Below are 23976 nucleotides of genomic sequence, written 5' to 3' on the forward strand. Positions count from 1 at the left end.
GCATGTCGTTATCGCAAAACCGCTGGGCACTTTTGCGCGACATGCATTAGCCTCACACCGGGTTCGGCAGGTAGCTCGCGCCTCCCCGGCATTGTTGGAGATAGTCCAGCGCACGCGCCTGGCCGGTGATCTCGAGATCGCCGCGATAGACCGGGTCGTGCCAGCCCTCAATGTCGATGGCGCCCTTGTAGCCGGCCAGCCGCAGCTCGCTGATCACCCGCGTCCAGTCGCTATCGCCGAAGCCAGGGGTGCGCATCTGCACGAACGGCAGGCGGCCGAACACGCCATGTTCGCGGATCACGTCCCAGCGCACCGTCGCGTCCTTGCCGTGGACGTGGAAGATACGCGGCGCCCATTTGCGGATCTGCGGGATCGGATCGATCAGATAGACCAGCTGGTGGCAGGGCTCCCACTCCAGGCCGAGATTGTCGTCCGGCAATTCGTTGAACATCAGCTCCCAGGCGTCCGGATTGTGGGCGATGTTCCAGTCGCCGCTGGCCCAGTTGCCGTCCATGGCGCAGTTCTCGAACGCGATGCGCACGCCCTTGTCGGCGGCCCGCTTTGCCAGCTTCCCCCAGACCTCGCGGAAGCGCGGCAGGCTGTCGGGCAGCGGCTTGCCGCGGATGCGGCCGGTAAAGCCGCTGACCACATTGGTGCCGAACAGATGCGCGTCGTCGATGATCGTTTCCCACGCCTCGAGCACGCCGCGATCGATCTCGCCGCTCTCCAGCGGATTGCCGAACACGCCGATCGACGAGACGATGACATCGGCATCGCCGATCGCCTCGCGGATCTCGCCCGCCAGCCGCGGAATGTCCTTGCCGCCCAGCGTCTGCCAGAAGAACGGCTGGATGCTCTCGAAGCCGAGCGGCAGGATCTGCCTGACATAGGCGGCCGGGTCGTCGAGATTGGCCCGCACCATTGTGCCGATCCTGATGTCGAGCAGCGGGTTTGGCATCATGATCCTTCCTGTTGAGCGATAGCGACCCGGCGCCCGGTTTCGGCGCTCTCGATCGCAGCGAAAACCATGGCCAGGCTCTTGATGTTGTCGGCGCCGCGCGTCTCCGGCTCGGTGCCGGTCTCGACGGCGCGGACGAAATCCTGGAGGATGCCGAGATGGCCGCCGACGCGATCGGCCGGGTCGAGCGGCGGCACGGCTATCGGTTCAGTGCGGTCGAACAGACCTTCACGGACCGGCCGCACGACTTCCGCCTTCAACCCGTCCTCGCCGTCCCAGACAATGCTGCCGCGCTCGGCGACAATGCGCCATGTGCTGTCCCAGCTGGTGCGGAAGCCGGCCGCGCACCAGCTGCCGGCATAGGTGAACAGCTTGCCGCCGCCGAGGTCGAAGCTTGCAGTTGCCGACGACCCTTGCCGATACCAGGAATTGGCCGGCTCCCACTCCTGGCAATAGACGCCGGCCGGCTCGCCGGCCACCATGTAGCGGGCCGCATCGAATGTGTGGATCGCCATATCGAGCAGCAGCACATGGCGCATCTCTTCGCGAAAACCGCCGAAATGCGGCGCAACGAAGAAATCGGCGTGGATGCTGGTTGGCGCACCAATGGCGCCGGAATCGAGAAAGCGCCGGATGCGCCTGACATTGGCGACATAGCGGCGGTTCTGCACGACGGCATGGATGCGGCCGGCGCTGCGGGCCGCCTCGACAATGGCACGCGCATTGTCCGGGCTGTCGGCGAGCGGCTTTTCGGTCAAGAGATGGCAATGGTGGGCAAAGGCGGAAAGCGCGACCTCGCGGCGGGCGGCGGGAACCACGACGTCGAATACCGCGGCGGGCCTGGTCTGGTCGAGCACGGCGTCGAGCTCGGTTCCGATGACGGCGCCGGAAAGCTCGTATTCGCGCGCCCTTGCCCGCGCCCTTTCGGCGTCGAGATCAACTAGGCCGACAATGGCGAGCCCGTCGATCTGCTTGGCTGCATCGAGCCAGGCCTTGCTCATCGCGCCGCAGCCGACCAGGACGACATTGATCATCCAGCACTCCTCCCTCTCGGCCCCTCCAGACCGATCGCCACGGCGTTCACGGCAGAGCCGCAAACGTTCTTCCGTAAACGTTTACGAGAACACACCCGATGGCGTAGAATGTCAATTGGCCGGCTGTGAAAAATCGTGGCGTCGGCTTGGCCCGGAGAGCAGCCGGTGCTAGCCAAGCAAGGGGGAGAACTGTCCTTTGGCGTCCAGCATTCACGACCTTGCACGTCACCTGAATATTTCCATCGGCACGGTGTCGCGCGCGCTCAACGGCCGCGCCGACGTCAATGCCGACACACGCCAGCGCGTGCTCGATGCGGCCAAGAAGCTGAATTATTCGCCGAACCAGTCCGGCCGCAGCCTACGGCGCGGCGCCACCCATTCGATCGCCTTCATGCTGCAGCCTCATCCGGGCGACCAGGAATATGGCGAGCCGTTCTTCATTCCGTTCCTGACCGGATTGCAGGCCAAGCTCGCCGAAAGCGGCCTCGACCTGATCGTGGTGATGGGCGCGCCGGGCGACTATCAGCAGGAGCGCCTGCGCCGTGTCGTCGAGACGCGGCGGGCCGATGCCGTGGTGCTGGCCTGGACGCGGCGCGAGGACGAGCGCATCGACTATTTGACCCAGGCCGGTTTCCCGTTCGCGACGCTCGGCCGCAGCCGCTCCGGCGGCGATTCCTATCCCTCGCTCGACCTCGATTTCGAAAAAGCCGGGGCTGACGCGGTCGATCGTCTCGTCGCGCGCGGTCACCGCCGCATCGCCGCCATCCGCCCATCGCTCGACCTCAATTTCGGCTATCTGTTCCTCGCCGGCTATCGCAAGGCGTTGCGGCGGCACGGCATCGAATTCGACCCCGAGTTGATCGCCGACGGCTTCATCAACGAGGCCGGCGGCTACGCGGTGACGCCGAAGGTCATGCGCTCCAAGGACCCGCCGACCGCCATCATCTTCAACAACGACGCGATGGCGCTTGGCGGCTGCAAGGCTTTGGCAGAGGCGGGCATCAAGCCCGGCCACGACATCGCGGTGATCGTCATCGTCGACACCCCGCTCTGCCGCTATTTTTCCCCGGCGCTGACCGGCTTCCGCCCGGCGCTTGAGCCGATGGGCGAGCGGTTGGCCGAAATGCTGCTGGCATCGATCCCGGCTTACGCCGGCGCCGAAGGCGCACGCATCATCCGTGAAGTCTGGCCGCTGGAACTGATCGCGCGCGACAGCGATTGAATCGCGGCGCTCACTGAGCAGGCTCAGATTGATCAAGACCCCCGCGCTCGCGCTCCGGCGTTGCGACCAGCGAGGCAGCGGCGGCGTTGGCGGCGCCAAGTGCCGCCTCGACGGGCTCTCCACGCGCAAGCCACGCCGCAAAGGCGCCGACGAATTCATCACCGGCACCGTGGGTGCTGACCACCTCCACCGGCATCGCCGGCAAGGCGAATGCCTGGCCGTCGCGGTCGCGATAGGCAACGCCCTCGCCGCCGGCCGTGACGATTGCAGCCGGATAGAAACCGACGAGCATGCCAGCCGCCTTCGCAGCACCCTCGAGCGTGTCGACGACCGAAACGCCGGCCAGGAACTCCGCCTCGATGGCGTTGACGATGACGATGTCGGTCAGCGCGATCAGTTCGGCTGTCAGCTTTCGCGCCGGCGCCGCATTGAGAACGACGCGGCCGCCATGCGCCTTCACCGCTCGCGCCGCGGCAATGTTGGCGGCTTCCGGTACCTCGTTTTGCAGCAGCAGAACCGCCGTTTGCGCCATCAACTCGGCCGCCTCAATAATGTCCTTTTCGCCGAGAGTGAGATTGCTGCCCGAGACGATCACCGCGCCATAGTCGCCGCTGTCGTCGAAAATCGCTACGCTCATGCCCGAGCCGGCGCCCGAAGCCACTCCCACGAAGCGCTGGTCGACGCCGTTGCGATCGAGATTGTCGAGAAGCGCGCGGCCGAAATCATCGTCGCCGACAGCTCCGATCATCGCCGCATGCACGCCGGCCCGCGCTGCCGACACCGCCTGGTTGCCGCCCTTGCCGCCGCATTTCGGATGCCAGGCATGGCCGGTGACCGTTTCGCCCTTGCGCGGGCGATCGGGGGCTTCGACCATGATATCGTAATGCAGGCTGCCGAATACGGTCACCAGCGGCGGGGAAGCCGTCATGTGCCCTTGTCTTTCCGTTTCGACGTCACCGCAGACATGGTGCGGCCGAGATTGCGCTCCGCCGCCTGGTAGTCGCGTTGCGCGACCGCCACGAACAGCGCGTCGAGAATGTTGAGCTGGGCAATGCGCGCCGCTGCGTTCTCACCCATCAACGGCGAGCCTTGCGCGGTCGAGCAAAGCACGATGTCGGCGACGGCTGCCAATGGCGAGTTGTCATAGTTGGTGATGGCCAGCGTGCGCGCGCCGCTTTTGCGCGCAAGTTGGATGGCGTCGATGACGGCGCTGGTGTTGCCGGAATGCGAGAAGCCGACAGCAATGTCGTCGGCGCCGAGCAGCGAGGCCGACATTAGCATCATGTGCGAATCGTCGTAGACAGAGGTGCGGATGCCGATGCGCAGGAATTTGTGCGAAACGTCGCGTGCGATCTGCGCCGAGCCGCCGACGCCGTAGAAATCGCGATTCCTGGCGCGGTAAAGCAGATCGGCGGCACGGTCGAAATCGTCCATGTCGAGGATGGCGAGCGTCTCCTCCAGCGCCTGGATAGAGGTGCGGAACACCTTCTGCACGATCTCGGCCGAACTGTCGTCCACCGACAGCTCCTGATGCATCTCGGCGGTCGGCAGGCGACTGTATTCATAGACCGCCGTGCGGAAATCGCGATAGCCGGAAAAACCCAGTTTCTTGGCGATCTTGACCACCATCGCCTCTGAAACACCGGCCTCCTCGGCGATTTGCTTGAGCGGTATGGTCTCGTCGAAGCCGCGCCGTCCGAAGACGGTTTCCACCACCTTCGCCTCGAGCGGCGTCAGATGCGGCATCATCATGCGGATGCGCGGTCCTACTGCTTTTAGATCCAGCCCGGTCAAGGTCATCCACGTCCCCTCGTCACGCGATCGATAAGCATCGCGGCGAGGATTATAAGGCCAGTTGCCAGGAGCTGATAGAAGGACTGCACGTTCATCAGCGTCAGGCCGTTGCGCATGCTGCCAAGGATGACGGCACCCAGGATGGTGCCGACGACGCTGCCCTTGCCGCCCATCAGCGAGGCGCCGCCGATCGCCGCCGCTGCTATGGCGTCGAGCTCCCAGAGATTGCCGAGAATGGGTTCGGCGGCACCCAGCCGGCCGATCAGGATCTGCGCTGCAAGCGCTGCCAGCAGGCCCGAGATCATATAGGCGGCGATCTTGGTGCGGGCGATTGGCACGCCGGCTATGTAGGCCGCTTCCTCATTGCCGCCGACGGCGAGCAGATATTCGCCAAACGGTGTCTTCTTGAGGATGATCCAGGCAATCAGCGCGACCACGGCCACGATGATGACCGCCAACGGCAATCCGAACAGCGAGCCGTTGAAGATGGCACGGAAGCCGGCAGGCAGGCCGAGCACCGGATTGCCGCCGGTATAGATCAGCGCCAGCGCCCGGTAGGTGCTGAGCGTTCCCAGCGTGACGATGAAGGGCTGCAGCCCGACATAGGCAACCAACACGCCGTTGAGCAGTCCGCAGGCGAGGCCGATGGCGAAGCCAGCGGCGATGGCCAGCGGAAACGGCACTCCGGCAACCAGCATCGAGGCCGAGATGACCGCCGAAAGGGCTGCCGTCGGCCCGACGGACAGGTCGATGCCGCCCGAGATGATGACCAGCGTCATGCCCAACGCCAGGCAGGCATTGATGCTCGACTGCTGCAGGATGTTGATAAGGTTACGCTCGGCAAAAAAGCCGGGGACCAGCGCCCCGAAGACGGCAAGGATCACCACCAGGCCGATCAGCGTGCCGGCGTCGCGCACGGAAAACCGGTGCAGGAAATCTGCCCTTGGGCGCGCTGCTGTGTGTTGGGTTATATCGGTCATCCGCTGGTCCTGTCCGTTATGCACCGGCCCGATGGCCTTGCGCCTTGCCGGCCTCAATCTCCGTTTGGGGTATGGCGTACGCGGCGATCGCCTGTTCGCTGAGACTTGCGCGGCCCAGTTCGGCGGCGACCGTGCCGTCGCGCATGACCAGCACGCGGTCGGCGAGCCGGATCACCTCGGGGAGTTCGGACGACACGACGATTACCGAATGGCCTTCGGCGGCGAGTTCCTCGATCAGGTGGTAGATCTCCGCCTTGGCGCCGACATCGATGCCGCGCGTCGGCTCGTCGAACAGAAGGATCCGCGTTCCCGCCGCCAGCCAGCGGCCGATGATCGCTTTCTGCTGGTTGCCGCCGCTGAACAGCCGAATTGGCCGGTCGAGCAGGAACGGCCTGAGATTGACCCGCTTCATCTTCTCGGCCGCGACCCGTTTCAGCCTTTTGTGATCGATAACGCCGCGCGGCGCGAACACGCCCATCGAGGCCAGCGCCATGTTGCTGGAGATCGACCGCAACGGCACGATGCCTTCGCGCTTGCGCTCCTCCGGCACCAGGCCGATTCCGGCCGCGATCGCGTCGCGCGGACTGGAAAGCTTTACCGCCTTGCCGTCGATCTCTATTGCGCCTGATGAGGTCCGGTCGGCGCCGGCCAGCAGCCGCAGCAGCTCGGTGCGGCCGGACCCGACCAGGCCGGCAATGCCCAACACCTCGCCGCGATGCAGGTCGAACGAAACGTCACGGACCTTGGTTGCCGAGGCGAGGCCACGCACGCTCAGCCTGATCTCGGGGGAAGCATGCGAGCGGTGTTGTTCCTGGGCAAGCTCGCGGCGGACCATCATCGAAACGACGGCCTTTTCCGACACCTGCGCGAGATCGACGGTTTCGACCACAACGCCGTCGCGCATGAGAGTGGCGCGCTCGCAGATGCCGAACACCTCGTCCAGCTTGTGCGAGACATAGATGACGGCGACACCGTCGCGTGCCAGACCGGCAATGACTTCCGCCAGCCGTTCGAACTCGCTCGGCGTGAGGCTCGACGTCGGCTCGTCCATCGCCACGATCCTGGCGCGGTCGAGCAGCGCCCGGGCGATCTCGACGATCTGCCGCTGCGCCACCTTCAGCGAGCCAAGCGGGGCTGCCGGATCGATGGTCGGGTCGATGGCGGCCAGCGCTTCCGCAGCGCGGCTTTCCTGCTCGCGCCGTGCGACGAAGACGCCGCCGCGCGTCAACGGATGGCCGAGGAACATGTTCTGGGCGACGCTGAGGCGTGGCACCTGCTGTAATTCCTGATGGATCATCGCCACGCCGGCGGCGCGCGCCGCGACCGGGTTGTTCAGCGTCACCGGTTTGCCGTCGATCAGCACGCTTCCCGCCGTCGGCCGGTAGACGCCTGACAATATGCGCAGCAGCGTCGATTTGCCGGCGCCGTTTTCACCGAGCAGGCCATGGATTTCACCGGCGCCGACCGAAAACGACACTTCGCTCAGCGCCCGCACAGCCGGAAACTCTTTGGAAATGTCCTCGAATTGCAGCCGCGCTGACATTGCTTCGGTTCTCCAGGCAAGGTGCCGACCCAAGGCCGGCACCTGCCGGCCCTGCTCTACTGGCCCGCTGCCGCGTCCTCGAGCAGCGCCTTGCGCACGGCATCGCCGCCACCGGAGTAACGGTCGGCATTGTCCTTGGTGATCAGCGCCTGCGGCGTGGCAACGACGCGCGGCAGCTTCTGCCCGGCCACCAGCCGCAGCGCCGATTCCAGCGCCACCTCGCCGGTCAGCACCGGGAACGAATCGACGGTGCCGGTCAGCTCGCCGGCGCGGATCGAGGCATAGGCGTCGGAGATGCCGTCGGTGCCGAAGACCGCAACCTTGTCCTGCAGCCCGGCAGCCTTGACCGCCTCGACGATGCCCAGCGCCATGCCGTCATTGTTGGCATAGAAGCCGATCAGGTCGGGGTGCTGCTGCAGGATGTTGGTGGCCGCGTCGTAGGAGGTCTGGCGATCCCAGTTACCGGGGACGCTGGCGACGACGTCGAACTTGCCGGCCTCGGTGATCGTGGTCTTGAAACCGTCGGTACGCTGGACGGCGGCGTAGACGCCGGCCTGGCCTTCGACGATGGCGACCTTGCCGCCGTCCGGCCGGTTCTTGATGAACCATTTGGCGACGCGCACGCCATTGTCGCGCTGGACATTGCCGACATAATGCTCGGCCTGCGGGATGACAGCATCATTGACGTTGACCACCGGCACGTTGGCCGCCTTGGCCTGTTCCATGATCGGCTGCAGGTTGGAGTCGGTCTGCGGCGAGACGAGCAACACGTTGTAGCCCTGTGTGACCAGGCCTTCGGCGATGGTGAGCTGGCCGAGCTGGTCGCCCTCGCTCTGCGCTGCCTGGTAGACGACGGGCACGCCGATGCGGTCGCCGAACGACTTGTAGCCCTCTCCCAGCGAGCGCCAGTATTCATTGGTCAGCGTCTTGGAGACCGCACCCGCCTTGGTACCCTCGGGCAGCTTGGGGAACGCCCCGAACTTGGCCTCGAGCTGCGACCAGTCGATGCGATCCTTCTCGGTGTCGGAATTGAGCGGCGCGAGGTCCGCGGAAAAAGCCGAGTCGATGGACAGCGCCATCAGGGCAGCGGCAGCGATGGCAAGTAGAAATTTCATGATCTTCCTCCCTTGTTGAAAAACGGTCTATGCCGCCGGCCTCAGCTGTCCGGCCCGAGCATGGCTTCCTGGATGATGGCCTGCGACGCGACTGCGTCCTGACGGCCGACGGCGGCTGACAGGCGGTTGTCCCCGTCCAGCCGATCGACGACGCGCAGCATGCGCTTGACGGTCGCGATGTTGACTTCGCATTCGTGGATCGGGTCGAGCCCGGTCATATCGGGAAACGTGTCGAAGTAGATGGCGCCGGCATAGCCGTCTCGACGGATCTGCCTGAGCAGCTCGATCGTTTGCAGCGTGTGCACGGCGCCGACCATCAGGCCGTCGTCGCGCTTGGCGTAGCCGTCGTTGAGATGCACGCCGAGCAGCTTGCTATGGCGCGCCACGAGTGCTGCGGCAAAGGCCGGCTGCTCGTCGGCATAGAGCACATGGGCGAAATCGAGCGTCACGCCGAGATTGGGCAGGCCGATCTCGCGGATCGCCAGCAATGTAGTCGCCGCATCTGGCATCAGGCTGTAGGAGCGCGGCTCGTTGGGTTTGTATTCAAGGCTGATTTGGCAGCCCGGATCATGCGCCGCAACTTCACGAATGCCATCGATTTCGTGTTGCCAGAGCGCTGCGTAGTCCACCTGGAAGGCATAGTCGAAGCCATCCTGCCCGAGCCACAAGGTCATCAGGCTGGCGCCCGCCTCGCGGGTGGCGTCGATGCCGGCCTTGGTCAGGTCGATGGCTTCGCGGCGAATGGCAGGATCCGGGTTGGTGAAGGCGCCGAGCTTGAAAGCCGGATTGGAATAGTAGCGCATGGCGAAACCATTGATGGAAAGCCCGATATCGCCGAGTTTGCGCGCTATTTCCGCAGGCTTTTCATCGACATGGTCGGGGAAGTTGAGGTCGAGATCGGTCAACTCCGCAACCTTCGCTGCACGTGCCGCCATTTGCAGCATGGACGGTTTGCCGACAAGATCGGGCCACTCGGACTGTGGCCGCGAGGCAAAGGAATTGAGGCGGGTGGCGAAACGATAGGCAGTCATCGGGGACCTTCCCTTGTCATAACTTTACATTAGAACGATTATTTGTAAAGTTGTTAATTGCTCGCTCGGCGACGACGAATTCGCCATACCCAGGCCAGTTGCGACCACGGGGGACAAGCAAGCGCGGCACTGTCACGCAAGTATCATGTTCGCGTCCTAGATCGCTTCTCCGAAGGCTTTCGCGGCATCCTCGATGCCACGCGGCGCTTTTTCAGATCCCGGCAGCTTTGTCTCAAAAGAGGATATCCATGAAAAACCTGCTCCGAACCGCGTCCCTCGCCGTCGCGCTGGCGATGTTCACCGCCTTGACCCCGGCCTTGGCAGAAAACGCCGCGACCGTCGGCGGCGTCGGCTTCGTCAACAAGGGCCTGGTCGGTGTCGGCCGCATCCCGGCCAGCCAGAAGGACAAGTTCGGCGAGACGTTTGGCTCCGGCTCGGGCATGTCGATCGACGCTGCCGGCTGGACACATGGCGCCGATGGCTACAAGGGCTCGTTATGGCTGTTGCCGGACCGCGGCTACAATGTCGTCGGTACCACCGATTACCGCCCGCGCCTCAACACGATCGCCCTCGAGTTCGCCCCGATCGCGCCGGGTGCAGTGCCGGCCACCGGCCAGGAACAATCGGGCCTCAAGGCGACGCTTGCCGACACCATGCTTTTGACCGACGACAAGGGCGCCGACGCAACCGGCCTCGATCCGCTCAACGGGGTGCGTGCCGCGACCGACGACATGCCGATCCTGCCCGAAGCCAACGGCAAGCTCGCGCTCGATAACGAAGCGATCGCACGGCTGCCCGACGGCACGATGTTCATCTCGGACGAATACGGTCCGAACATCTACCGCTTCTCCGCCGATGGGCGTCTGATGTCGGCAACGCAGCCGCCGGCGGCGCTTGTCCCGATGCGTCACGGGACGCCAGACTTTGCTTCCAACAATCCGGGACTTGGCGCGGCAGACCCGGATCCGAAGGATCCCGAAACCGGCCGTCAGAACAACCAGGGCCTCGAAGGCATGGCACTGACGCCGGACGGGAAGTTCCTGATTGCCGTGCTGCAGTCGGCCCCAAGGCAGGATGGCGGCGATTCCGCCTCGACGCGTCAGAACACGCGCGCGCTGGTCTACGATGCCTCGGATCCCGGCCAGCTCAAGCTCGCGCATGAATATGTCGTGCCGCTGCCGGTGTTCACCGATGCCAAGGGCAAAACCAAGATCGCCGCGCAGAGCGAAATCGTGGCGCTGTCGGACAAGACCTTCCTGATGCTGGCGCGCGACAGCGGCAATGGCCAGGGGCTGAAGGGCGACACCTCGCTCCACCGCGAGATCAGCGTCGTCGATCTGTCTGCGGCAACCGATGTCGCCGGCACAGAATTCGACAAGGACAAGCCGCTGGCGCCCAAGGGTGAGCTCGATCCATCGGTGACGCCGGCCAAGCTGACGCCGCTCATTGGCATCAACGACAAGACCGAGCTCGGCCGCTTCGGGCTGCACAATGGCGCGCCCAACGACCGCAACAACCTTTCGGAGAAGTGGGAGGCGATGTCGGTGGTGAGCGTCCTCGATCCGACACTGCCCGACGACTATTTCCTGTTCGTCGCCAATGACAATGACTTCCTCACGCAGGACGGCTTCCAGGTAGGCGCGGCCTACAAGGCCGAGGATGGCGCCGATGTCGACACCATGTTCCTGGTCTATCAGGTCACGCTCCCAGGCCTCGCCAAGAAGTAGCGGCACCCATACAGGCGGACGCGCGGAACGCGTCCGCCTGAGCTGGCGCGATTGAGCGGTCGTGCCCTTCAGTTGCGGCTCGCCCGCGCAAGGACGGAGTCCTGGTGCGTTGCAAAACCTGCGACTGACGATCCAGTCGAAGGCACTTACCTCAACATCTCCGCGTCCTTTGGCACGCCGGCATCGATCGGCTCGGCCGTCCTGTTCGACACGGCGGCGATCTTCCCGGCGGCCGACAGGTTCGGGCGCACGAAGACCGGCGCGACGCCGTCGACGCGGCTGTAGAGGTCGATAATGTCCTGATTCATGAAGCGCACACAGCCGGAGGAAGCGTTCTTCCCAATGGAATCCCACTCCGGCGTGCCGTGCAGCCTATACATCGTGTCCTTGCCGTCACGGAAGAGATACAGCGCGCGGGCACCAAGCGGGCTCTGCGGGCCGGGCGGCATGCCGTCCTTGTATTTCGCCAGTTCCGGCCGGCGTTGGATCATTTCCGGCGGCGGCGTCCAGACCGGCCACTTCTTCCTCGCCTGAACCACGGCGCTGCCGGTCCATCCGAAACCGGCCTTGCCGAGGCTGACGCCATAGCGAATTGCCTTGCCGCCGTCGCGCACCAAATAGAGGAAGTGCTCGGAAGTATCGACGACGATCGTGCCGGGTTTTTCTCCAGTCGGGTCGGCCACGATTTGACGCACGAATTTCGGATCGACCTTGGCTACCGGGATTGCCGGCAGTTGATAGCCCTCGTCGATGCGCGCGCCATACATGCTTGCGGCATCGCCGAAAGCCGGATCGCTTGGTGCCGCGGGCACCGGCGCCGCCACGTCCGTCGTAGTGCACGACGAAAGAGCCACGGAGGCCGCGCCCAGAGCGGATGCACCAAGAAAGGCGCGCCGGTTCAGGCGCTCAAAAAACAACGGAATATCGGACATGAGCCCCCCGGCCTACCCATGAGATCCAGGAAAATGCGGCCCCACGCGTGCGGGATCAATATACGATTCCGGAAGGTTGAGAAATGCTTAGATCAAGGCACGCCAGGCGGAATTTACAGCGCCGCATCGACCTCTCCCGTTAAATCGGCAATCATTGCGGACTCAGACAAGCCTTCGCCGAGTTGCCTGCCATGGACGACAACATGCCCCCGCGCCGGCAGACCGGCGACCTCACCAGTGGGCCTATCCCGCGCACCCTGTTGCTGTTTGCCCTGCCGGTGCTCGGCTCCAATGTGCTGCAGTCGCTCAACGGCTCGATAAATGCCGTGTGGGTCGGCCGTTTCCTCGGTGAAGCGGCGCTGACCGCCACGTCCAATGCCAACCTCGTGCTGTTTCTCATCCTCGGCACCGTGTTCGGCATCGGCATGGCGGCGACCATCCTGGTCGCACAATCCGTCGGCGCTCGTGACCTGCCCGAAGCCCGGCGCATCGTCGGAACCAGCGCCACCTTCTTCTTCCTCGTCTCGGTGGTGTTCGCGGTCTGCGGCTGGATCTGGGTCGATGCGATCCTCGATGCGCTCGGCACGCCGGCCGACGCGTTGCCGCTGGCGCGCTCCTATCTGCGCATCATCTTCCTCGCCGTGCCGATGATGAACCTGCTGTCCTTCGTCATGACGGTGCTGCGCGGCGCCGGCGATTCGCGCACGCCTTTCCTTTTTATGGCGCTGGCCGTCATGCTCGACGTCGTTTTGAACCCGTTGCTCATCCTCGGCATCGGCCCGTTCCCCGAACTCGGCATCGCCGGCTCGGCCACCTCGACGCTGATCGGCCAGACGGTAAGCGTGGTTGCCATCCTGATCGTGCTTTATGCGCGCAAGCACCCGCTGCGGCTGGCCGGCGCTAATCTCGCTCTGCTGCGGCCGGACCCGGCGCTGCTGCGCATCGTCGTCTTCAAGGGCGTGCCGATGGGCCTGCAGATGATCGTCGTTTCGGCCGCGGCGCTGACGGTGATGGGCATGGTCAACTCGTACGGCTCGCAGGTCGCGGCTGCCTACGGCATAGCCGCACAGCTCTGGACCTATATCCAGATGCCGGCGCTCGCCATCGGCGCCGCGGTGTCGTCCATGGCGGCGCAAAATGTCGGCGCCAGGCGCTGGGACCGGATTGGACGCATCGCCACCTCCGGCGTCGGCTTCAACCTTGTGCTCACCGGGATGCTCGTCGCGCTGCTGTTCGTATTCGATCGCGCGGTGCTCAGCCTCTTCCTTGGCAGCGACAGTGCAGCAATCGACATCGCCACTCACATTAACAAGATCGCGTCGTGGTCCTTCATCCTGTTCGGCATCACCATCGTGCTCTTCGCCACCGTGCGTGCCACCGGCGCGGTGATGCCGCCGCTGATCATCCTGGTGATCTCGGTGCTGCTGGTGCGCACCAGCTTCGCCTATTTCTTCCGAAGCGTGATCGGCGAGGAAGCTCTGTGGTGGAGCTTTCCGGCTGGCTCTGTAACCTCGCTCGTGCTGGCCGCGGCCTATTATCGCTTCGGCCGCTGGCGCAGCCTGCACATGATCGAGAGCCGGCCGGCTGCCGGCGAACCGCCGGATACCGGCCTCGGCGTACCGCGCCAGCGCGCGCACCTTTCGCCCGAGACACCGAACGGCTGAAAGGTCGGCTCAGCGCGCGTATTTCGCGCCAAACCCGAGAGCGACCAGGGAAAAGACGACAATCATGCCGGCAAAGGCCAGGCTTGCCGCGGTCGCACCTGCCACCGTCGACAGAACGCCGATGCCGATGACCGGCAGCGCGTTGCCGCAAAAACAGCAGATGAAGAAGGCCGAGACGACTTCGGCGCGCCGGTCCGCCGGCGCGATCTCGTTCACCACTTGCAAGCCGCCGCGATAGCCGAGCGCTGCCGCCACGCCGCACAAGGCGGTGCCGGCAATCATTATGGTCATCGAGGCGAAGACCTGCGCCGCAACAATCAGCGCGACGGTTGGGATCATCAGCGCAAGCGCCGCGAACATCGCGGCTCGGCTCGAAAGACGTGCCGTCGCTACAATGGTGGCGGCCGTCACGATCGCCAATTCAAAGAACAGAGCGCCGGCTTCGGCATGGTTGGTTACCTGCAGTTGCTGCGCCAAAATGCTCGGTGCGAGTGCTGCATAAAAGCCGACCAGCGCCATTGCGCCAAAGCCGGTCACCGCCGGCGCAACGAAATTTGCGCGGATGGCATCGGGCACGGAAAGGCGCGGCCGCATCGAAACGTCAGCCAGTTTCCCCGGCCGCGAAACGGTTTCCCGCGTGCGCCAGACCAGCAGGGTTACAGTCGCGAGCATCGCCAGGTAGACGACGAATGTCAGCCTGAGCGGCCAAGGCGCGTATTCGGCGAGCAACCCGGCTCCCAGCGCACCGAGGCCGAGGCCGAGAAAATTGGTGCTGGTGGCAATCGTCGCCGCCTGTGACTTGTCGTCGGTCGGGAGCAATTCGGCGAGCCAGGCGGTGCCGGTGCCCGCGCCGACGCCGATTCCCAGTCCGCTCAGAATTCGGGCGATGTCGAGCCATGCGACATTTTCGGCGAACAGGAAAACCACCGCGCTGACCACGGCCACCGCCATCCCGGCCAATGCCATTGGACGGCGCCCGATGACATCGGACACACGCCCCAACATCAGCAGCGCCGCCAGATTGCCGATGACATAGACGGCGTAGACCAGCGTCAAAGTGATCTGTGAGAAGCCGAAGACCTGCTTGTAGATGATGTAAAGCGGCGTCAGCGCCGTGCTGCCGGCGAAAAGAGCCGCGATCATAGCGGCCACGGTGGCCGCTGCAACGCGGCCGCCGAGTTCGTAATCGCGCGTCATGACTTGAGCGTGAGCGGTCATTTTTTCGACCTTTTGCTGTTCGGGATCTGACATCCTAACGCCTTTTTCGCGTCAGCCGTTCCCCCTCCCCGGCTTGCTCCTGACAAGTTTGGCAGCTTTGCCGATGGCGCTGAGCGAGATCCTCTTTTAACTTCAGCGGATTGTCAGGGGAGATTCATGGGCAAGGGACGAGTCGAGGCATTCACCGATGGCGTGGTCGCCATCATCATCACCATCATGGTGCTGGAATTGAAGGTGCCGCATGGCGAGGATTTTTCCGCGCTGGCACCACTCTGGCCGATCTTCCTCAGCTATGTGCTGTCCTTCATCAATGTCGGCATCTACTGGAACAATTTGCACAACATGTTCCATACCGTGCAGCGGGTCGACGGCCGCGTGCTGTGGGCGAACCTCAACCTGCTGTTCTGGCTATCGCTGATGCCGGCGACGACAGCCTTCATGGGTGAGAACCATTTCGCGCCGGTGCCGGTTGCCGTCTATGGCGTCGACCTGGCGCTCTGCGCCATCGGCTTCAACATCCTCACCATGGCCCTGCATCGACTGCACGGCAACGAGACTCTCTTCGCCAGGGCGTTGGGCAATGACCTCAAGGGAAAGATCTCGCTGGTCCTCTATCTTTCCGCCATCGCGCTGACCTTCGTCAATCACTGGATCGGTGTCTCGATCTATGTCCTGGTGGCGATGATCTGGTTCGTGCCGGACAGACGCTTCGAGCGGCTGATCGAGAAATAGGCCCCGTCTAGCCTCGCATTGCTTTCAGCTTTTCCGCTACCGAAGCGGCAAGGTCGGCGTAGCGCTCCTCCAGCCGCTCGGCCGCCTTGATCACTGAAAAATCATGGCCGAATTTTTCCAGCGCCATGCGCAGCTTTTCGACGAATTCGGCCTGTTTTTCGAGCGCCGAAAACAGCGTTTTCACTTGCGCTTCGCTGATGTCGGGATTGGCAAGCATTTGCGGCACTTCGCGGCTCATCTGGTCGCCGGTGGCGGTCTGTTCTTTCAGGATCTCGATCCAGTCGGTCAATCGTCAGTCTCCTTTTTCGATATCAGCATGCGCAGCGCCCGCCGATGCGGTCAACCCGAAGATGCCGGGACCGGCTTGCGCGAGCCTTTTTCCGCGCTAAGTTCGCCGCGGCCAGAACAGGAGAAAATCATGACCACCGACGCCGAGATCCAGACCGCCCTGCCTGCACTTGCCTCCGGCAATGTCGCCGTCATTACCGGCGCGGCCAGCGGCATCGGCCTTGCCGCCGCCAAACGGCTGGCGGCGATGGGCATGAAGATCGTGCTGGCCGATATCGGCGGCGAACGCCTTGATGAGGCTGCCCGCGCCGTCGCTGCTATCGGCGGGCAGAGCGCCGTACTTGCCGTCGCCACCGATGTCTCGAAGGCCGAAGACCTCGACCGGCTGGCCGAACGGACATCCGGCACTTTCGGCGACGTGTCGCTGCTGATGAACAATGCCGGCGTCGGCAATAACCCCGGCAAGCCCTGGGAGAACCGTGACGCCTGGAAGCGGCTGCTGGACATCAATTTCTGGGGTGTCGTCCATGGCGTAGAGGCGTTCGCGCCACGCATGCTGGCGGCGGGAAAGCCCGGCCTGATCGTCAACACCGGCTCCAAGCAAGGTATCACCACGCCGCCCGGCAACCTCGCCTACAACGTCTCCAAGGCTGGCGTGAAGACCTATACCGAGGGCCTTGCACACGCGCTGCGCAACGAGCCCGGCGCCAATGTCGCGGCGCATTTGCTCATTCCCGGGTTCACTTTTACCGGCCTGACCGAAGGTGCGACCGAAAAGCCGGCCGGCGCCTGGACCGGCGAGCAGGTCATCGACTTCATGCTGGCCTCGCTGCTGCGTGGCGATTTCTACATCCTGTGTCCCGATAACGAGGCGACCCGGCCCATGGACGAAAAGCGCATGGCCTGGGCAATTGGCGATATCATTGAGAACCGTCCTGCTCTGTCGCGCTGGCATCCGGACTACAAGGATGCTTTCGCGGCATTCATGACACGCAGCGCATGATCCCGAACCGAAGATCACCAGAGCAAAGAATCGGATCCGATCTTCGCAGGTATGCGCCGGACCTTTATATCACGCCGCTGCGTGCTTCTTCGTGTTCCGCTTCTTCGCCATGGCTTTCTCGGCTGCCAACTCGGCAAGCTTCTGATCATGCCGCTTCGCTGCCTGTTCGCATTTCTTGCGGATCTCTTCGACCTCGGTCTCAGTCAGGTGTTCGATACCGATGAAGGTGTTCTGGGCTGTGCTGACCCGGATCAATTCGTCGAGCTTCGCCTGGATCGCGGCGCCATCGCGGTTCTGGGTGTTCTGGATGAGAAACACCATCAGGAAGGTGACGACCGTCGTGCCGGTGTTGATGACGAGCTGCCAGGTGTCCGAAAAGCCGAACATCGGCCCGCTTGCCGCCCAGACGACGATGATCAGGAAACAGACGGCAAACGTCGGCGGCAGGCCGGCAAAATGGGCGACGTTGTTGGCGATCCTGGTGAAAAGCTTCTCAATCATTCAAACTCCCTCAACAGCCGGGCGACGAACCCGGACGGAAGCCGAGTTCATTGTGTCTGCAGAAACAGTTGGCAGCCGCTCCTGGTTCCCTCGTGGCGGAAGATCGCGGGTACATTGTTGGAGGAGCAGATCGCGCAGGCCGTCGGACCGCTTGCAGATACGCCCCGAAGTCAGGGGGCGCCGTTTTCCCAGCGGTCGAGGAAAGCCTCGATGGGCAAGGCCTGCATGTCGGGGACTGCCCTGGCCAGTTTCTCGACCGGCCAGTCCCACCAGGCAAGACGTTCGATCCGGGCCGCAGTTCCCGCGCTGAAGCGCTGCCGCAATGGCGTGGCCGGAACGCCGGCGATGATTGCATAGGCCTGCACGTCGCGCGTCACCACCGAGTTGGCACCGACGATCGCGCCATTGCCGATCGCCACGCCCGGCATGATCACGGCGCCATGGCCGATCCAGACATCGTGGCCGATGCTGACGGCTCTCGCCCGCCGCCGGTCGCGGAATGCCTGATCGACACCCAGCCAGCGGAAGTACTCGTTGGGCCGATAGCTGATTTTGTGCTGCGTCAGCCGCTCGACCGGATGCTCCAGCGCATTGATGCGGCTGTTGGCGGCGATCGAGCAGAATTTGCCGATCGTCGTATAGATCGCCTCGGCGTGGCGCTCGACGTAGGAGAAGTCGCCAACCATGACTTCACGTAAGATGACGCGCTCGCCGATCGACGCATAGCGTCCAAGCTTGCACGCCTTCAGCTCCGCCGTCGGGTGGATGCGCGGCTCGGGATCTTTCAGGACAAGATGTTCGGGACGGTCCATGCGGGCGCTTTACGCCCGCGCGCAAAGTCTCGCAAGCCGAGTGCAGCGCCGCGCATCCGCTTGGACGCGCCAAGGCCCCCGTAGCACCTTCAGTCTCTATTTCGGCTTGCCGCTGGTCCACACTACGTTCTGGCCGTAGAGCGGCACGGTGGTGACCGACATTTTTGCCGAGCCATCCTGCACCTGGCGCGAATGCGACAGGTAGATCAGCGTCTCGTTGGCCTTGTCGTAGATGCGGTTCACCACCTGCTTTTTCCAGATCAGGCTGATGCCTTGCTTGAACACCTCCTCGCCGGCCTCGCTCATGTCGATGTCGCCAATGGTGATCGGCCCGGTCTGGCGGCAGGAGATCGAGGAATCGGACGGGTCCTCGAACCAGTTGCCTTTCTGCAGGCGGTCGATCATGCCACGGTCGAAATACGAGACGTGGCAGGTCACGCCCTCGACCTTCGGATCCTTGATCGCCTCGACGATGATATCGTTGCCGAGCCAATCGACGCCGACCTTGCCGACTTCCTCGGCGGCGGCCGCGCCGGCGCCAATGACCAGGCATGCGGCTAACACGCCGCCAATCAGTTTTCGCAAAGAGGCCTCCTGCGGTTCGAATTTTGCCGACCTCAGGTGGGACGAACGGCAGCGCTTTGCAAGCAGATCGCCTCCCACAGGATTGCCGGTTGCGGCAACGCGACATCTTTGCGTCGGCGCGACCGAACCGCTAAGAGTGTTCGCCAAGCCAGGGCCTTCACGGCGCCAACCCGGCGCCCGATGGAAATAACGACGGACTTCACTGATGATGCGTTCAATTCTGGTCGGTATTCTCGTCCTGATGGCCGCTGGCATCGGCTGGCTCACCTTCGACTGGTACCGCGGACATTATGGCGGCGAGCCGTTCGGAGCACCGTTCACGCTGGTCGACCAGAAGGGCGCGCCGGTCACCGAAGCCGCGTTTCGCGGCCACCCCAGCGTCGTCTTCTTCGGCTTCACGCATTGTCCGGAAGTCTGCCCGACCACGCTTTTCGAGTTGGCTGGCTGGCTGAAGACGATGAGCGACGACGGCAAGAACCTGCGTGCCTATTTCGTTACGGTCGACCCGGAGCGCGATACGCCCGAAATCATGAACACCTATGTCAGCAATTTCTCCGATCGCATCCTCGGCATATCAGGCGATCCGGATAAGGTCCACGCCATGGCCAAGTCCTTCGGCATCTACTGGAAGAAAGTCGACACGAACGACGGCGACTACACGATGGACCACACCGCTTCGGTGCTGCTGCTCAATGCCAAGGGCGAATTCGCCGGCACTATTACCTATGGCGAAAGCCCGGACGCCGCCATCGCCAAGCTCAAACGGCTGGCGGCGGAAGGTTGACACATCCGGTAATGACGCAGACGCGTTTGTATTTCACCGCGGGCAAGATCGAGGCTGATCACATTTTCGCGGCGCTTGGTGCGGCGTTCGACGATGAGGGCCTGCCGATTGCAGTGCTCGAGGTCGACGAGGACCGCGACATCCACGAAGTATCGCTCTATGCCGGCGACGACGTCGATGCGGTCGAGGCGCGGCTCAGGGATGTACTTGCCGGACTGTCGCTGTCGAAGCCTATAGCGCGCGAAACGCTGCCCGACATCGACTGGGTGGCGCGCTCGCTGGAGGGATTGAAGCCGGTGCGGGCCGGGCGCTTCTTCGTCCATGGCGCGCATGACCGCAGGAAGCGACACAGCGGCGAACTCGCCATCGAGATCGAGGCCGGCCTTGCCTTCGGTACCGGCCATCACGGCACCACCGCCGGCTGCCTCGAAATGCTGGAGCAGGTCATACGGCGCGAGCATCCGCGCAACGCGCTCGACCTTGGCACCGGCAGCGCGGTGCTCGCCATCGCGGTGGCCAAGCTCGCGCATATACCGGTGCTGGCGACCGACATCGACCCGGTCGCCGTCAAGGTGGCCGCCGCCAATGCGCGGCTGAACCACGTCAAGGGGCTCGTCGAAACAGTGACGGCGCCCGGATTCCACCACCCGATCTTTGCCGCGCGCGCGCCCTTCGACTTGTTCGTCGCCAACATATTGGCGCGGCCTCTGATGCGCCTGGCGCCGCAAATGGCGGAGTATATCGCGCTCGGTGGCTCGATTGTTTTGTCGGGCATCCTGGAGCGCCAGCGCGATGCGGTAATCGCGGCCTATGTCGGCCAGAAATTCCGGCACATCCGCACCTTGCACCGCGAGGGCTGGGTGACGATTCACCTCAAGCGCTGAGGCGCGACGCCTTCAACGCAAGCCGGAATCCGCTCGGACTTAGCGCGAGTTCGCCGCTTTCTTCAGCTGTTCGCGATCGTAGCCGTGAGCTTTCAGCGTTTCGTCGTCAAAGCCAAGCAGAACGCCGCTTACATACCGGCTCGCTTCGCGCTGGCGAGCTTCGATCAGCGCTTTCACAGCGTTTTTGAAAAATCCGCGTCTAGGTGAAATCGTGGACATGACGGTCTCCTTTGCAGGGCAACAGGACTTTTCCTCCACATTAAGAAGGTAAGCTCCGCTGACGCTTTTTGAAATCGTCGATTCTGCATGGCGTCCATGCGCAAAGAGACACGCAGCAACCGGGAACGATCGGTCCGAAAATCGATTCCGATTTTCGAAGTCATGCGCTACGGTCGCACCAGCATTCGAGGAGAGCCGACATGTTCCAGACCTTCGATTCCGCCGGCGATCCGGCCGTTGGCAAGCCGCGCGTGGCAATGCTGTGCCAATGGTTGGCGGCGAACGGGCTGGATGGCTTCATCGTGCCCCGTGCCGACGAGCACCAGGGCGAATATGTCGCCGACCGCTCGGCACGGCTGAAATGGCTGACCGGCTTCAGCGGCTCGGCCGGCGTCGCCATTGTGCTTGGCGAGCGCGCCGTCATGTTTGTCGACGGGCGCTACACGCTGCAGGTGCGCCAGGAGGTCGACCTCGACATCTTTTCGATCGAGAGCCTTGTCGACAACCCGCCGGCCAACTGGATCAAGGATAATCTCGGCAAGGGCGTGCGGTTGGGCTTCGATCCGTGGCTCCATACGATCAGTGACGTCAAGGCGCTGAAGGCCTCGGCCGAGAAGTCCGGCGCGACTTTGGTGCCGCTCGAACAAAATCCAATCGACGCCATCTGGCAGGACCAGCCCGGGCCGCCACTGGCGCCGGTCGAGATCCACCCGATCGGCTTTGCCGGCGAACTGGCCAAGGACAAGCTGGTGCGGCTGGCGGCGGCCATCGAGAAGGACGGCGCCACCCATGCCGTGCTGACCGACCCCTCCTCCATTGCCTGGGCGTTCGACATCCGTGGCGGCGACGTACCGCACACACCGCTGGCGCTCGGCTTTGCCGTGCTCGCCGCCGACGGCTCGCATCTGCTTTTCATGGACCAGCGCAAGTTTTCGCGCACCGTCGCGGCCTACCTGACGCAGCTCGCCGAATTGCACGAACCAGGTGAATTCGAATCGGCAATCGTCACCCGGGCCAAGGGCGGCGCAAAAATCGCGCTGGACCCGGTTCTCGCGGCGGACAAGCTCAGAATGCTGGTCGAGGATAATGGCGGCACCGTCATTGCCACGGCCGATCCGGCCCGCATTCCACGCGCAACAAAGAACAAAGCTGAGATCGCCGGCGCACGCGCCGCACATCGCCGCGACGGCGCCGCGGTCGCCAAGCTGCTGTGCTGGCTCGACCGCCAGAAGCCCGGCACGCTCGACGAAATCGCCGTTGTCACCAGGCTTGAGGAGACGCGCCGTCAGACCGGCGAAGAAACGCAGATGCCGCTGCGCGACGTATCGTTCGATACCATCTCCGGCGCTGGTCCTAACGGCGCTATCATGCACTACCGCGTCTCCCGCGCCACCAATCGCAAGCTGGGGGATGGCGAGCTGTTCCTGCTCGATTCCGGCGGGCAGTACCAGGACGGCACCACCGACATTACCCGCACGGTTCCGATTGGCGCGCCAACCGAGGAGATGCGCGAGCGCTTCACGCTGGTGCTGAAAGGCATGATCGGCATCTCCATGCTGCGCTTCCCCCAGGGCACGCGCGGCTCCGAAATCGATGCAGTGGCGCGCCTGGCGCTATGGAGACACGGCTGCGATTTCGCCCATGGCACCGGGCACGGTGTCGGCTCCTATCTTGCCGTGCATGAGGGCCCGCAGCGTATCGCCAAGACCGGTACCGAGAAGCTGCTGGCCGGCATGATCGTCTCCAACGAGCCCGGCTATTACAAGGAAGGTTCCTACGGCATCCGCATCGAGAACTTGATTCTGGTGACACCGGCCGAGGCAATCGAGGGCGGCGACATCGCCATGCACGGCTTCGAGACACTGACGCTGGCGCCGATCGACAAGCGGCTGGTCCGATCGGACCTTTTAACCCGCGACGAGTTGCATTGGCTTGACGAATACCATGCGCGCATACTGGCCGAGATCGGACCGATGCTCGACGGCGAAACGCTGGCCTGGCTGGAAAAGGCAACCGCGCCGCTGCCGCACGACTTCAAGCAATAGCCGCGGCGACAACGCCGGTTGACAGGCTTTGCTCCGCAAGCAGTCCCTGCAAAGCGGTGACGTTGGGAGAACCGGCTCCCTTGCGCCAGAACAACACCGTGACGGCATTGTCTTCGTCAGCGGGCAGTTCGTGCAGCTTTAGCCAGCGGCTTTCCGGAAAACCCGAAAGCACGCTTTTCGGCATCAGCGCTATGCCCATGCCAGCCACCACGCAACCAAGGATGGCATGGTATGAACCAAGCTCGATGGTTTTCTCGGCCATGAACCCTCTACGCGCGTACCATTGTTCCAGCCGCTTGCGGTGCGGGCAGCCGTGCTCGAAGGCTATCATGGTTTTGGGCATGTCCAGGTGGTCTTCGACCGAAACGCGCGATGCCGCCGAGACAATGACCAGCTGCTCGTGGAATGCCGGCAGCTTTTCGAACGGAACGTCAGCGATCGGCTCGGCGGCGAAGGCTGCATCGAGTTCGCCGGCAAGCATGGCGGTCGCGAGAACCTGCGGATTGCCGGTGCGCAACTGGATTTCCACTTCGGGATGCCGTGCATGGTATTCGGCGAGCAGACTTGGAAGCCGTGCCGCGGCGGTGCTCTCCATGGCACCTAGGCGAAGAGTGCCGCGCGGGCGTGGATCGAGCATCGCCGTTCGCGCCTCCTCCGCAAGCGCCAGCAGCCGATCCGCATAGCCGACCAATCTGTGACCGGCCGGCGATACGTGCAGGCGCTTGCCCTCCCGGATAAACAGCTGCACGCCGAGATCCTCCTCGAGCTGCCGGATGCGTGTGGTCACGTTCGACTGCACGCGAAACAGTTTTTCCGCCGCCCTGGTGATTCCGCCCTCGCGCACCACCGTGCGGAAGATGCGCAGATCGGCCAAATCCATACATCTCTCCTGGAGAACATAACGA

General features: G+C 63.7%; 24 protein-coding genes. 8 read left to right on the forward strand and 16 right to left on the reverse strand.

Translation table 11 applies throughout. The features are described 5' to 3' along the window. Positions 1-52: 52 nt before the first annotated feature. Both NKJ15_RS11825 and NKJ15_RS11830 read right to left on the reverse strand, forming a co-directional pair. Entirely contained in the window at positions 53-958 is a 906-nt protein-coding gene (locus tag NKJ15_RS11825) for a sugar phosphate isomerase/epimerase family protein (RefSeq protein WP_502906894.1), read from the reverse strand. Continuing rightward, complete coding sequence (locus tag NKJ15_RS11830; RefSeq protein WP_352815414.1) at positions 958-1992, reverse strand: Gfo/Idh/MocA family protein; 1035 nt, start codon at positions 1990-1992, stop codon at positions 958-960. Before NKJ15_RS11830 ends, NKJ15_RS11825 begins: the two co-directional genes overlap by 1 nt. Before the next feature lie 196 nt (positions 1993-2188). Between NKJ15_RS11830 and NKJ15_RS11835 the strand changes: the two genes are divergently transcribed. Beyond that, positions 2189-3214, forward strand: coding sequence for a LacI family DNA-binding transcriptional regulator (locus tag NKJ15_RS11835; RefSeq protein WP_352815416.1), 1026 nt, complete (start codon positions 2189-2191; stop codon positions 3212-3214). 10 nt (positions 3215-3224) lie between these two features. Here the strand turns inward: NKJ15_RS11835 and NKJ15_RS11840 are convergent, their stop codons facing one another. From NKJ15_RS11840 to NKJ15_RS11865, 6 genes are read right to left on the reverse strand one after another with little or no spacing between them, the layout of a single operon-like run. After that, positions 3225-4142, reverse strand: coding sequence for a ribokinase (locus NKJ15_RS11840; RefSeq protein ID WP_352815418.1), 918 nt, complete (start codon positions 4140-4142; stop codon positions 3225-3227). Next, positions 4139-5014 (reverse strand): MurR/RpiR family transcriptional regulator, encoded by an 876-nt coding sequence (locus tag NKJ15_RS11845; protein ID WP_023676730.1) that lies wholly within the window; start codon positions 5012-5014, stop codon positions 4139-4141. Before NKJ15_RS11845 ends, NKJ15_RS11840 begins: the two co-directional genes overlap by 4 nt. After that, positions 5011-5988: an ABC transporter permease gene (locus NKJ15_RS11850; protein WP_352456543.1), complete on the reverse strand. Its 978-nt coding sequence runs from the start codon at positions 5986-5988 to the stop codon at positions 5011-5013. Before NKJ15_RS11850 ends, NKJ15_RS11845 begins: the two co-directional genes overlap by 4 nt. Positions 5989-6004: 16 nt before the next feature. Further along, on the reverse strand, positions 6005-7531 hold the full coding sequence (locus NKJ15_RS11855; protein WP_352815420.1) for a sugar ABC transporter ATP-binding protein: 1527 nt from the start codon (positions 7529-7531) through the stop codon (positions 6005-6007). Between the two features lie 56 nt (positions 7532-7587). Then, positions 7588-8646 carry a sugar ABC transporter substrate-binding protein gene (locus NKJ15_RS11860; RefSeq protein WP_352815422.1) on the reverse strand — a complete coding sequence of 353 codons (1059 nt, stop codon included), beginning with the start codon at positions 8644-8646 and terminating at the stop codon, positions 7588-7590. Between the two features lie 41 nt (positions 8647-8687). Then, complete coding sequence (locus NKJ15_RS11865) at positions 8688-9677, reverse strand: TIM barrel protein (RefSeq protein WP_352815423.1); 990 nt, start codon at positions 9675-9677, stop codon at positions 8688-8690. A gap of 248 nt (positions 9678-9925) precedes the next feature. On the opposite strand from NKJ15_RS11865, the gene NKJ15_RS11870 reads away from it, so the two are divergent. Further along, the gene (locus tag NKJ15_RS11870) at positions 9926-11404 is read left to right on the forward strand and encodes an esterase-like activity of phytase family protein (protein ID WP_352815425.1); all 1479 of its coding nucleotides are present in this window, start codon (positions 9926-9928) and stop codon (positions 11402-11404) included. Between the two features lie 146 nt (positions 11405-11550). On the opposite strand, the gene NKJ15_RS11875 is transcribed toward NKJ15_RS11870, so the two are convergent. Further along, positions 11551-12336 (reverse strand): L,D-transpeptidase, encoded by a 786-nt coding sequence (locus NKJ15_RS11875; RefSeq protein ID WP_352815429.1) that lies wholly within the window; start codon positions 12334-12336, stop codon positions 11551-11553. Positions 12337-12527: 191 nt separating this feature from the next. Here NKJ15_RS11875 and NKJ15_RS11880 point away from each other — a divergent pair, with 191 nt between their 5' ends. Further along, positions 12528-14000, forward strand: a complete 1473-nt coding sequence (locus NKJ15_RS11880; protein WP_352767769.1) for an MATE family efflux transporter — start codon at positions 12528-12530, stop codon at positions 13998-14000. A 9-nt stretch (positions 14001-14009) separates the two neighbouring features. On the opposite strand, the gene NKJ15_RS11885 is transcribed toward NKJ15_RS11880, so the two are convergent. Beyond that, positions 14010-15218 (reverse strand): MFS transporter, encoded by a 1209-nt coding sequence (locus NKJ15_RS11885; protein WP_352815432.1) that lies wholly within the window; start codon positions 15216-15218, stop codon positions 14010-14012. 156 nt (positions 15219-15374) lie between these two features. On the opposite strand from NKJ15_RS11885, the gene NKJ15_RS11890 reads away from it, so the two are divergent. Further along, complete coding sequence (locus NKJ15_RS11890) at positions 15375-15950, forward strand: TMEM175 family protein (protein ID WP_023676740.1); 576 nt, start codon at positions 15375-15377, stop codon at positions 15948-15950. Between the two features lie 7 nt (positions 15951-15957). Here NKJ15_RS11890 and NKJ15_RS11895 read toward each other — a convergent pair whose 3' ends face one another. Then, on the reverse strand, positions 15958-16239 hold the full coding sequence (locus NKJ15_RS11895; protein ID WP_029351415.1) for a hypothetical protein: 282 nt from the start codon (positions 16237-16239) through the stop codon (positions 15958-15960). A gap of 129 nt (positions 16240-16368) precedes the next feature. Here NKJ15_RS11895 and NKJ15_RS11900 point away from each other — a divergent pair, with 129 nt between their 5' ends. Then, positions 16369-17241, forward strand: a complete 873-nt coding sequence (locus tag NKJ15_RS11900) for an SDR family NAD(P)-dependent oxidoreductase (protein WP_352815434.1) — start codon at positions 16369-16371, stop codon at positions 17239-17241. A 69-nt stretch (positions 17242-17310) separates the two neighbouring features. Here NKJ15_RS11900 and NKJ15_RS11905 read toward each other — a convergent pair whose 3' ends face one another. From NKJ15_RS11905 to NKJ15_RS11915, 3 genes are all read right to left on the reverse strand, one after another. Continuing rightward, the gene (locus NKJ15_RS11905; protein ID WP_031211766.1) at positions 17311-17742 is read right to left on the reverse strand and encodes a low affinity iron permease family protein; all 432 of its coding nucleotides are present in this window, start codon (positions 17740-17742) and stop codon (positions 17311-17313) included. A 170-nt stretch (positions 17743-17912) separates the two neighbouring features. Then, positions 17913-18554, reverse strand: coding sequence for a DapH/DapD/GlmU-related protein (locus NKJ15_RS11910; protein ID WP_352815436.1), 642 nt, complete (start codon positions 18552-18554; stop codon positions 17913-17915). Between the two features lie 96 nt (positions 18555-18650). After that, positions 18651-19139 (reverse strand): CreA family protein, encoded by a 489-nt coding sequence (locus NKJ15_RS11915; protein WP_502898861.1) that lies wholly within the window; start codon positions 19137-19139, stop codon positions 18651-18653. A gap of 205 nt (positions 19140-19344) precedes the next feature. Between NKJ15_RS11915 and NKJ15_RS11920 the strand changes: the two genes are divergently transcribed. Then, positions 19345-19923, forward strand: a complete 579-nt coding sequence (locus tag NKJ15_RS11920; protein WP_352815438.1) for an SCO family protein — start codon at positions 19345-19347, stop codon at positions 19921-19923. 11 nt (positions 19924-19934) lie between these two features. Then, positions 19935-20807: a 50S ribosomal protein L11 methyltransferase gene (locus NKJ15_RS11925; RefSeq protein ID WP_352815440.1), complete on the forward strand. Its 873-nt coding sequence runs from the start codon at positions 19935-19937 to the stop codon at positions 20805-20807. 39 nt (positions 20808-20846) lie between these two features. Here NKJ15_RS11925 and NKJ15_RS11930 read toward each other — a convergent pair whose 3' ends face one another. After that, on the reverse strand, positions 20847-21026 hold the full coding sequence (locus tag NKJ15_RS11930; protein ID WP_352450114.1) for a hypothetical protein: 180 nt from the start codon (positions 21024-21026) through the stop codon (positions 20847-20849). A gap of 200 nt (positions 21027-21226) precedes the next feature. On the opposite strand from NKJ15_RS11930, the gene NKJ15_RS11935 reads away from it, so the two are divergent. Then, the gene (locus NKJ15_RS11935) at positions 21227-23071 is read left to right on the forward strand and encodes an aminopeptidase P family protein (protein ID WP_352815442.1); all 1845 of its coding nucleotides are present in this window, start codon (positions 21227-21229) and stop codon (positions 23069-23071) included. On the opposite strand, the gene NKJ15_RS11940 is transcribed toward NKJ15_RS11935, so the two are convergent. After that, on the reverse strand, positions 23061-23951 hold the full coding sequence (locus NKJ15_RS11940; protein ID WP_352539528.1) for a LysR family transcriptional regulator: 891 nt from the start codon (positions 23949-23951) through the stop codon (positions 23061-23063). The genes NKJ15_RS11935 and NKJ15_RS11940 overlap by 11 nt on opposite strands. Between the last annotated feature and the right edge of the window lie 25 nt (positions 23952-23976).

The sequence above is a fragment of the Mesorhizobium sp. M0207 genome (genome assembly GCF_040321995.1).
In the GTDB taxonomy this organism is placed as follows: domain Bacteria; phylum Pseudomonadota; class Alphaproteobacteria; order Rhizobiales; family Rhizobiaceae; genus Mesorhizobium.

Excerpts from the sequence above, each read along its gene's own strand:
- NKJ15_RS11825 (WP_502906894.1), bottom strand. The coding sequence starts at position 958 with ATGCCAAACCCGCTGCTCGACATCAGGATCGGCACAATGGTGCGGGCC.
- NKJ15_RS11830 (WP_352815414.1), bottom strand. The coding sequence starts at position 1,992 with ATGATCAATGTCGTCCTGGTCGGCTGCGGCGCGATGAGCAAGGCCTGG.
- NKJ15_RS11840 (WP_352815418.1), bottom strand. The coding sequence starts at position 4,142 with ATGACGGCTTCCCCGCCGCTGGTGACCGTATTCGGCAGCCTGCATTAC.
- NKJ15_RS11845 (WP_023676730.1), bottom strand. The coding sequence starts at position 5,014 with ATGACCTTGACCGGGCTGGATCTAAAAGCAGTAGGACCGCGCATCCGC.
- NKJ15_RS11850 (WP_352456543.1), bottom strand. The coding sequence starts at position 5,988 with ATGACCGATATAACCCAACACACAGCAGCGCGCCCAAGGGCAGATTTC.
- NKJ15_RS11855 (WP_352815420.1), bottom strand. The coding sequence starts at position 7,531 with ATGTCAGCGCGGCTGCAATTCGAGGACATTTCCAAAGAGTTTCCGGCT.
- NKJ15_RS11860 (WP_352815422.1), bottom strand. The coding sequence starts at position 8,646 with ATGAAATTTCTACTTGCCATCGCTGCCGCTGCCCTGATGGCGCTGTCC.
- NKJ15_RS11865 (WP_352815423.1), bottom strand. The coding sequence starts at position 9,677 with ATGACTGCCTATCGTTTCGCCACCCGCCTCAATTCCTTTGCCTCGCGG.
- NKJ15_RS11870 (WP_352815425.1), top strand. The coding sequence starts at position 9,926 with ATGAAAAACCTGCTCCGAACCGCGTCCCTCGCCGTCGCGCTGGCGATG.
- NKJ15_RS11875 (WP_352815429.1), bottom strand. The coding sequence starts at position 12,336 with ATGTCCGATATTCCGTTGTTTTTTGAGCGCCTGAACCGGCGCGCCTTT.
- NKJ15_RS11880 (WP_352767769.1), top strand. The coding sequence starts at position 12,528 with ATGGACGACAACATGCCCCCGCGCCGGCAGACCGGCGACCTCACCAGT.
- NKJ15_RS11885 (WP_352815432.1), bottom strand. The coding sequence starts at position 15,218 with ATGACCGCTCACGCTCAAGTCATGACGCGCGATTACGAACTCGGCGGC.
- NKJ15_RS11890 (WP_023676740.1), top strand. The coding sequence starts at position 15,375 with ATGGGCAAGGGACGAGTCGAGGCATTCACCGATGGCGTGGTCGCCATC.
- NKJ15_RS11900 (WP_352815434.1), top strand. The coding sequence starts at position 16,369 with ATGACCACCGACGCCGAGATCCAGACCGCCCTGCCTGCACTTGCCTCC.
- NKJ15_RS11905 (WP_031211766.1), bottom strand. The coding sequence starts at position 17,742 with ATGATTGAGAAGCTTTTCACCAGGATCGCCAACAACGTCGCCCATTTT.
- NKJ15_RS11910 (WP_352815436.1), bottom strand. The coding sequence starts at position 18,554 with ATGGACCGTCCCGAACATCTTGTCCTGAAAGATCCCGAGCCGCGCATC.
- NKJ15_RS11920 (WP_352815438.1), top strand. The coding sequence starts at position 19,345 with ATGATGCGTTCAATTCTGGTCGGTATTCTCGTCCTGATGGCCGCTGGC.
- NKJ15_RS11925 (WP_352815440.1), top strand. The coding sequence starts at position 19,935 with ATGACGCAGACGCGTTTGTATTTCACCGCGGGCAAGATCGAGGCTGAT.
- NKJ15_RS11930 (WP_352450114.1), bottom strand. The coding sequence starts at position 21,026 with ATGTCCACGATTTCACCTAGACGCGGATTTTTCAAAAACGCTGTGAAA.
- NKJ15_RS11935 (WP_352815442.1), top strand. The coding sequence starts at position 21,227 with ATGTTCCAGACCTTCGATTCCGCCGGCGATCCGGCCGTTGGCAAGCCG.
- NKJ15_RS11940 (WP_352539528.1), bottom strand. The coding sequence starts at position 23,951 with ATGGATTTGGCCGATCTGCGCATCTTCCGCACGGTGGTGCGCGAGGGC.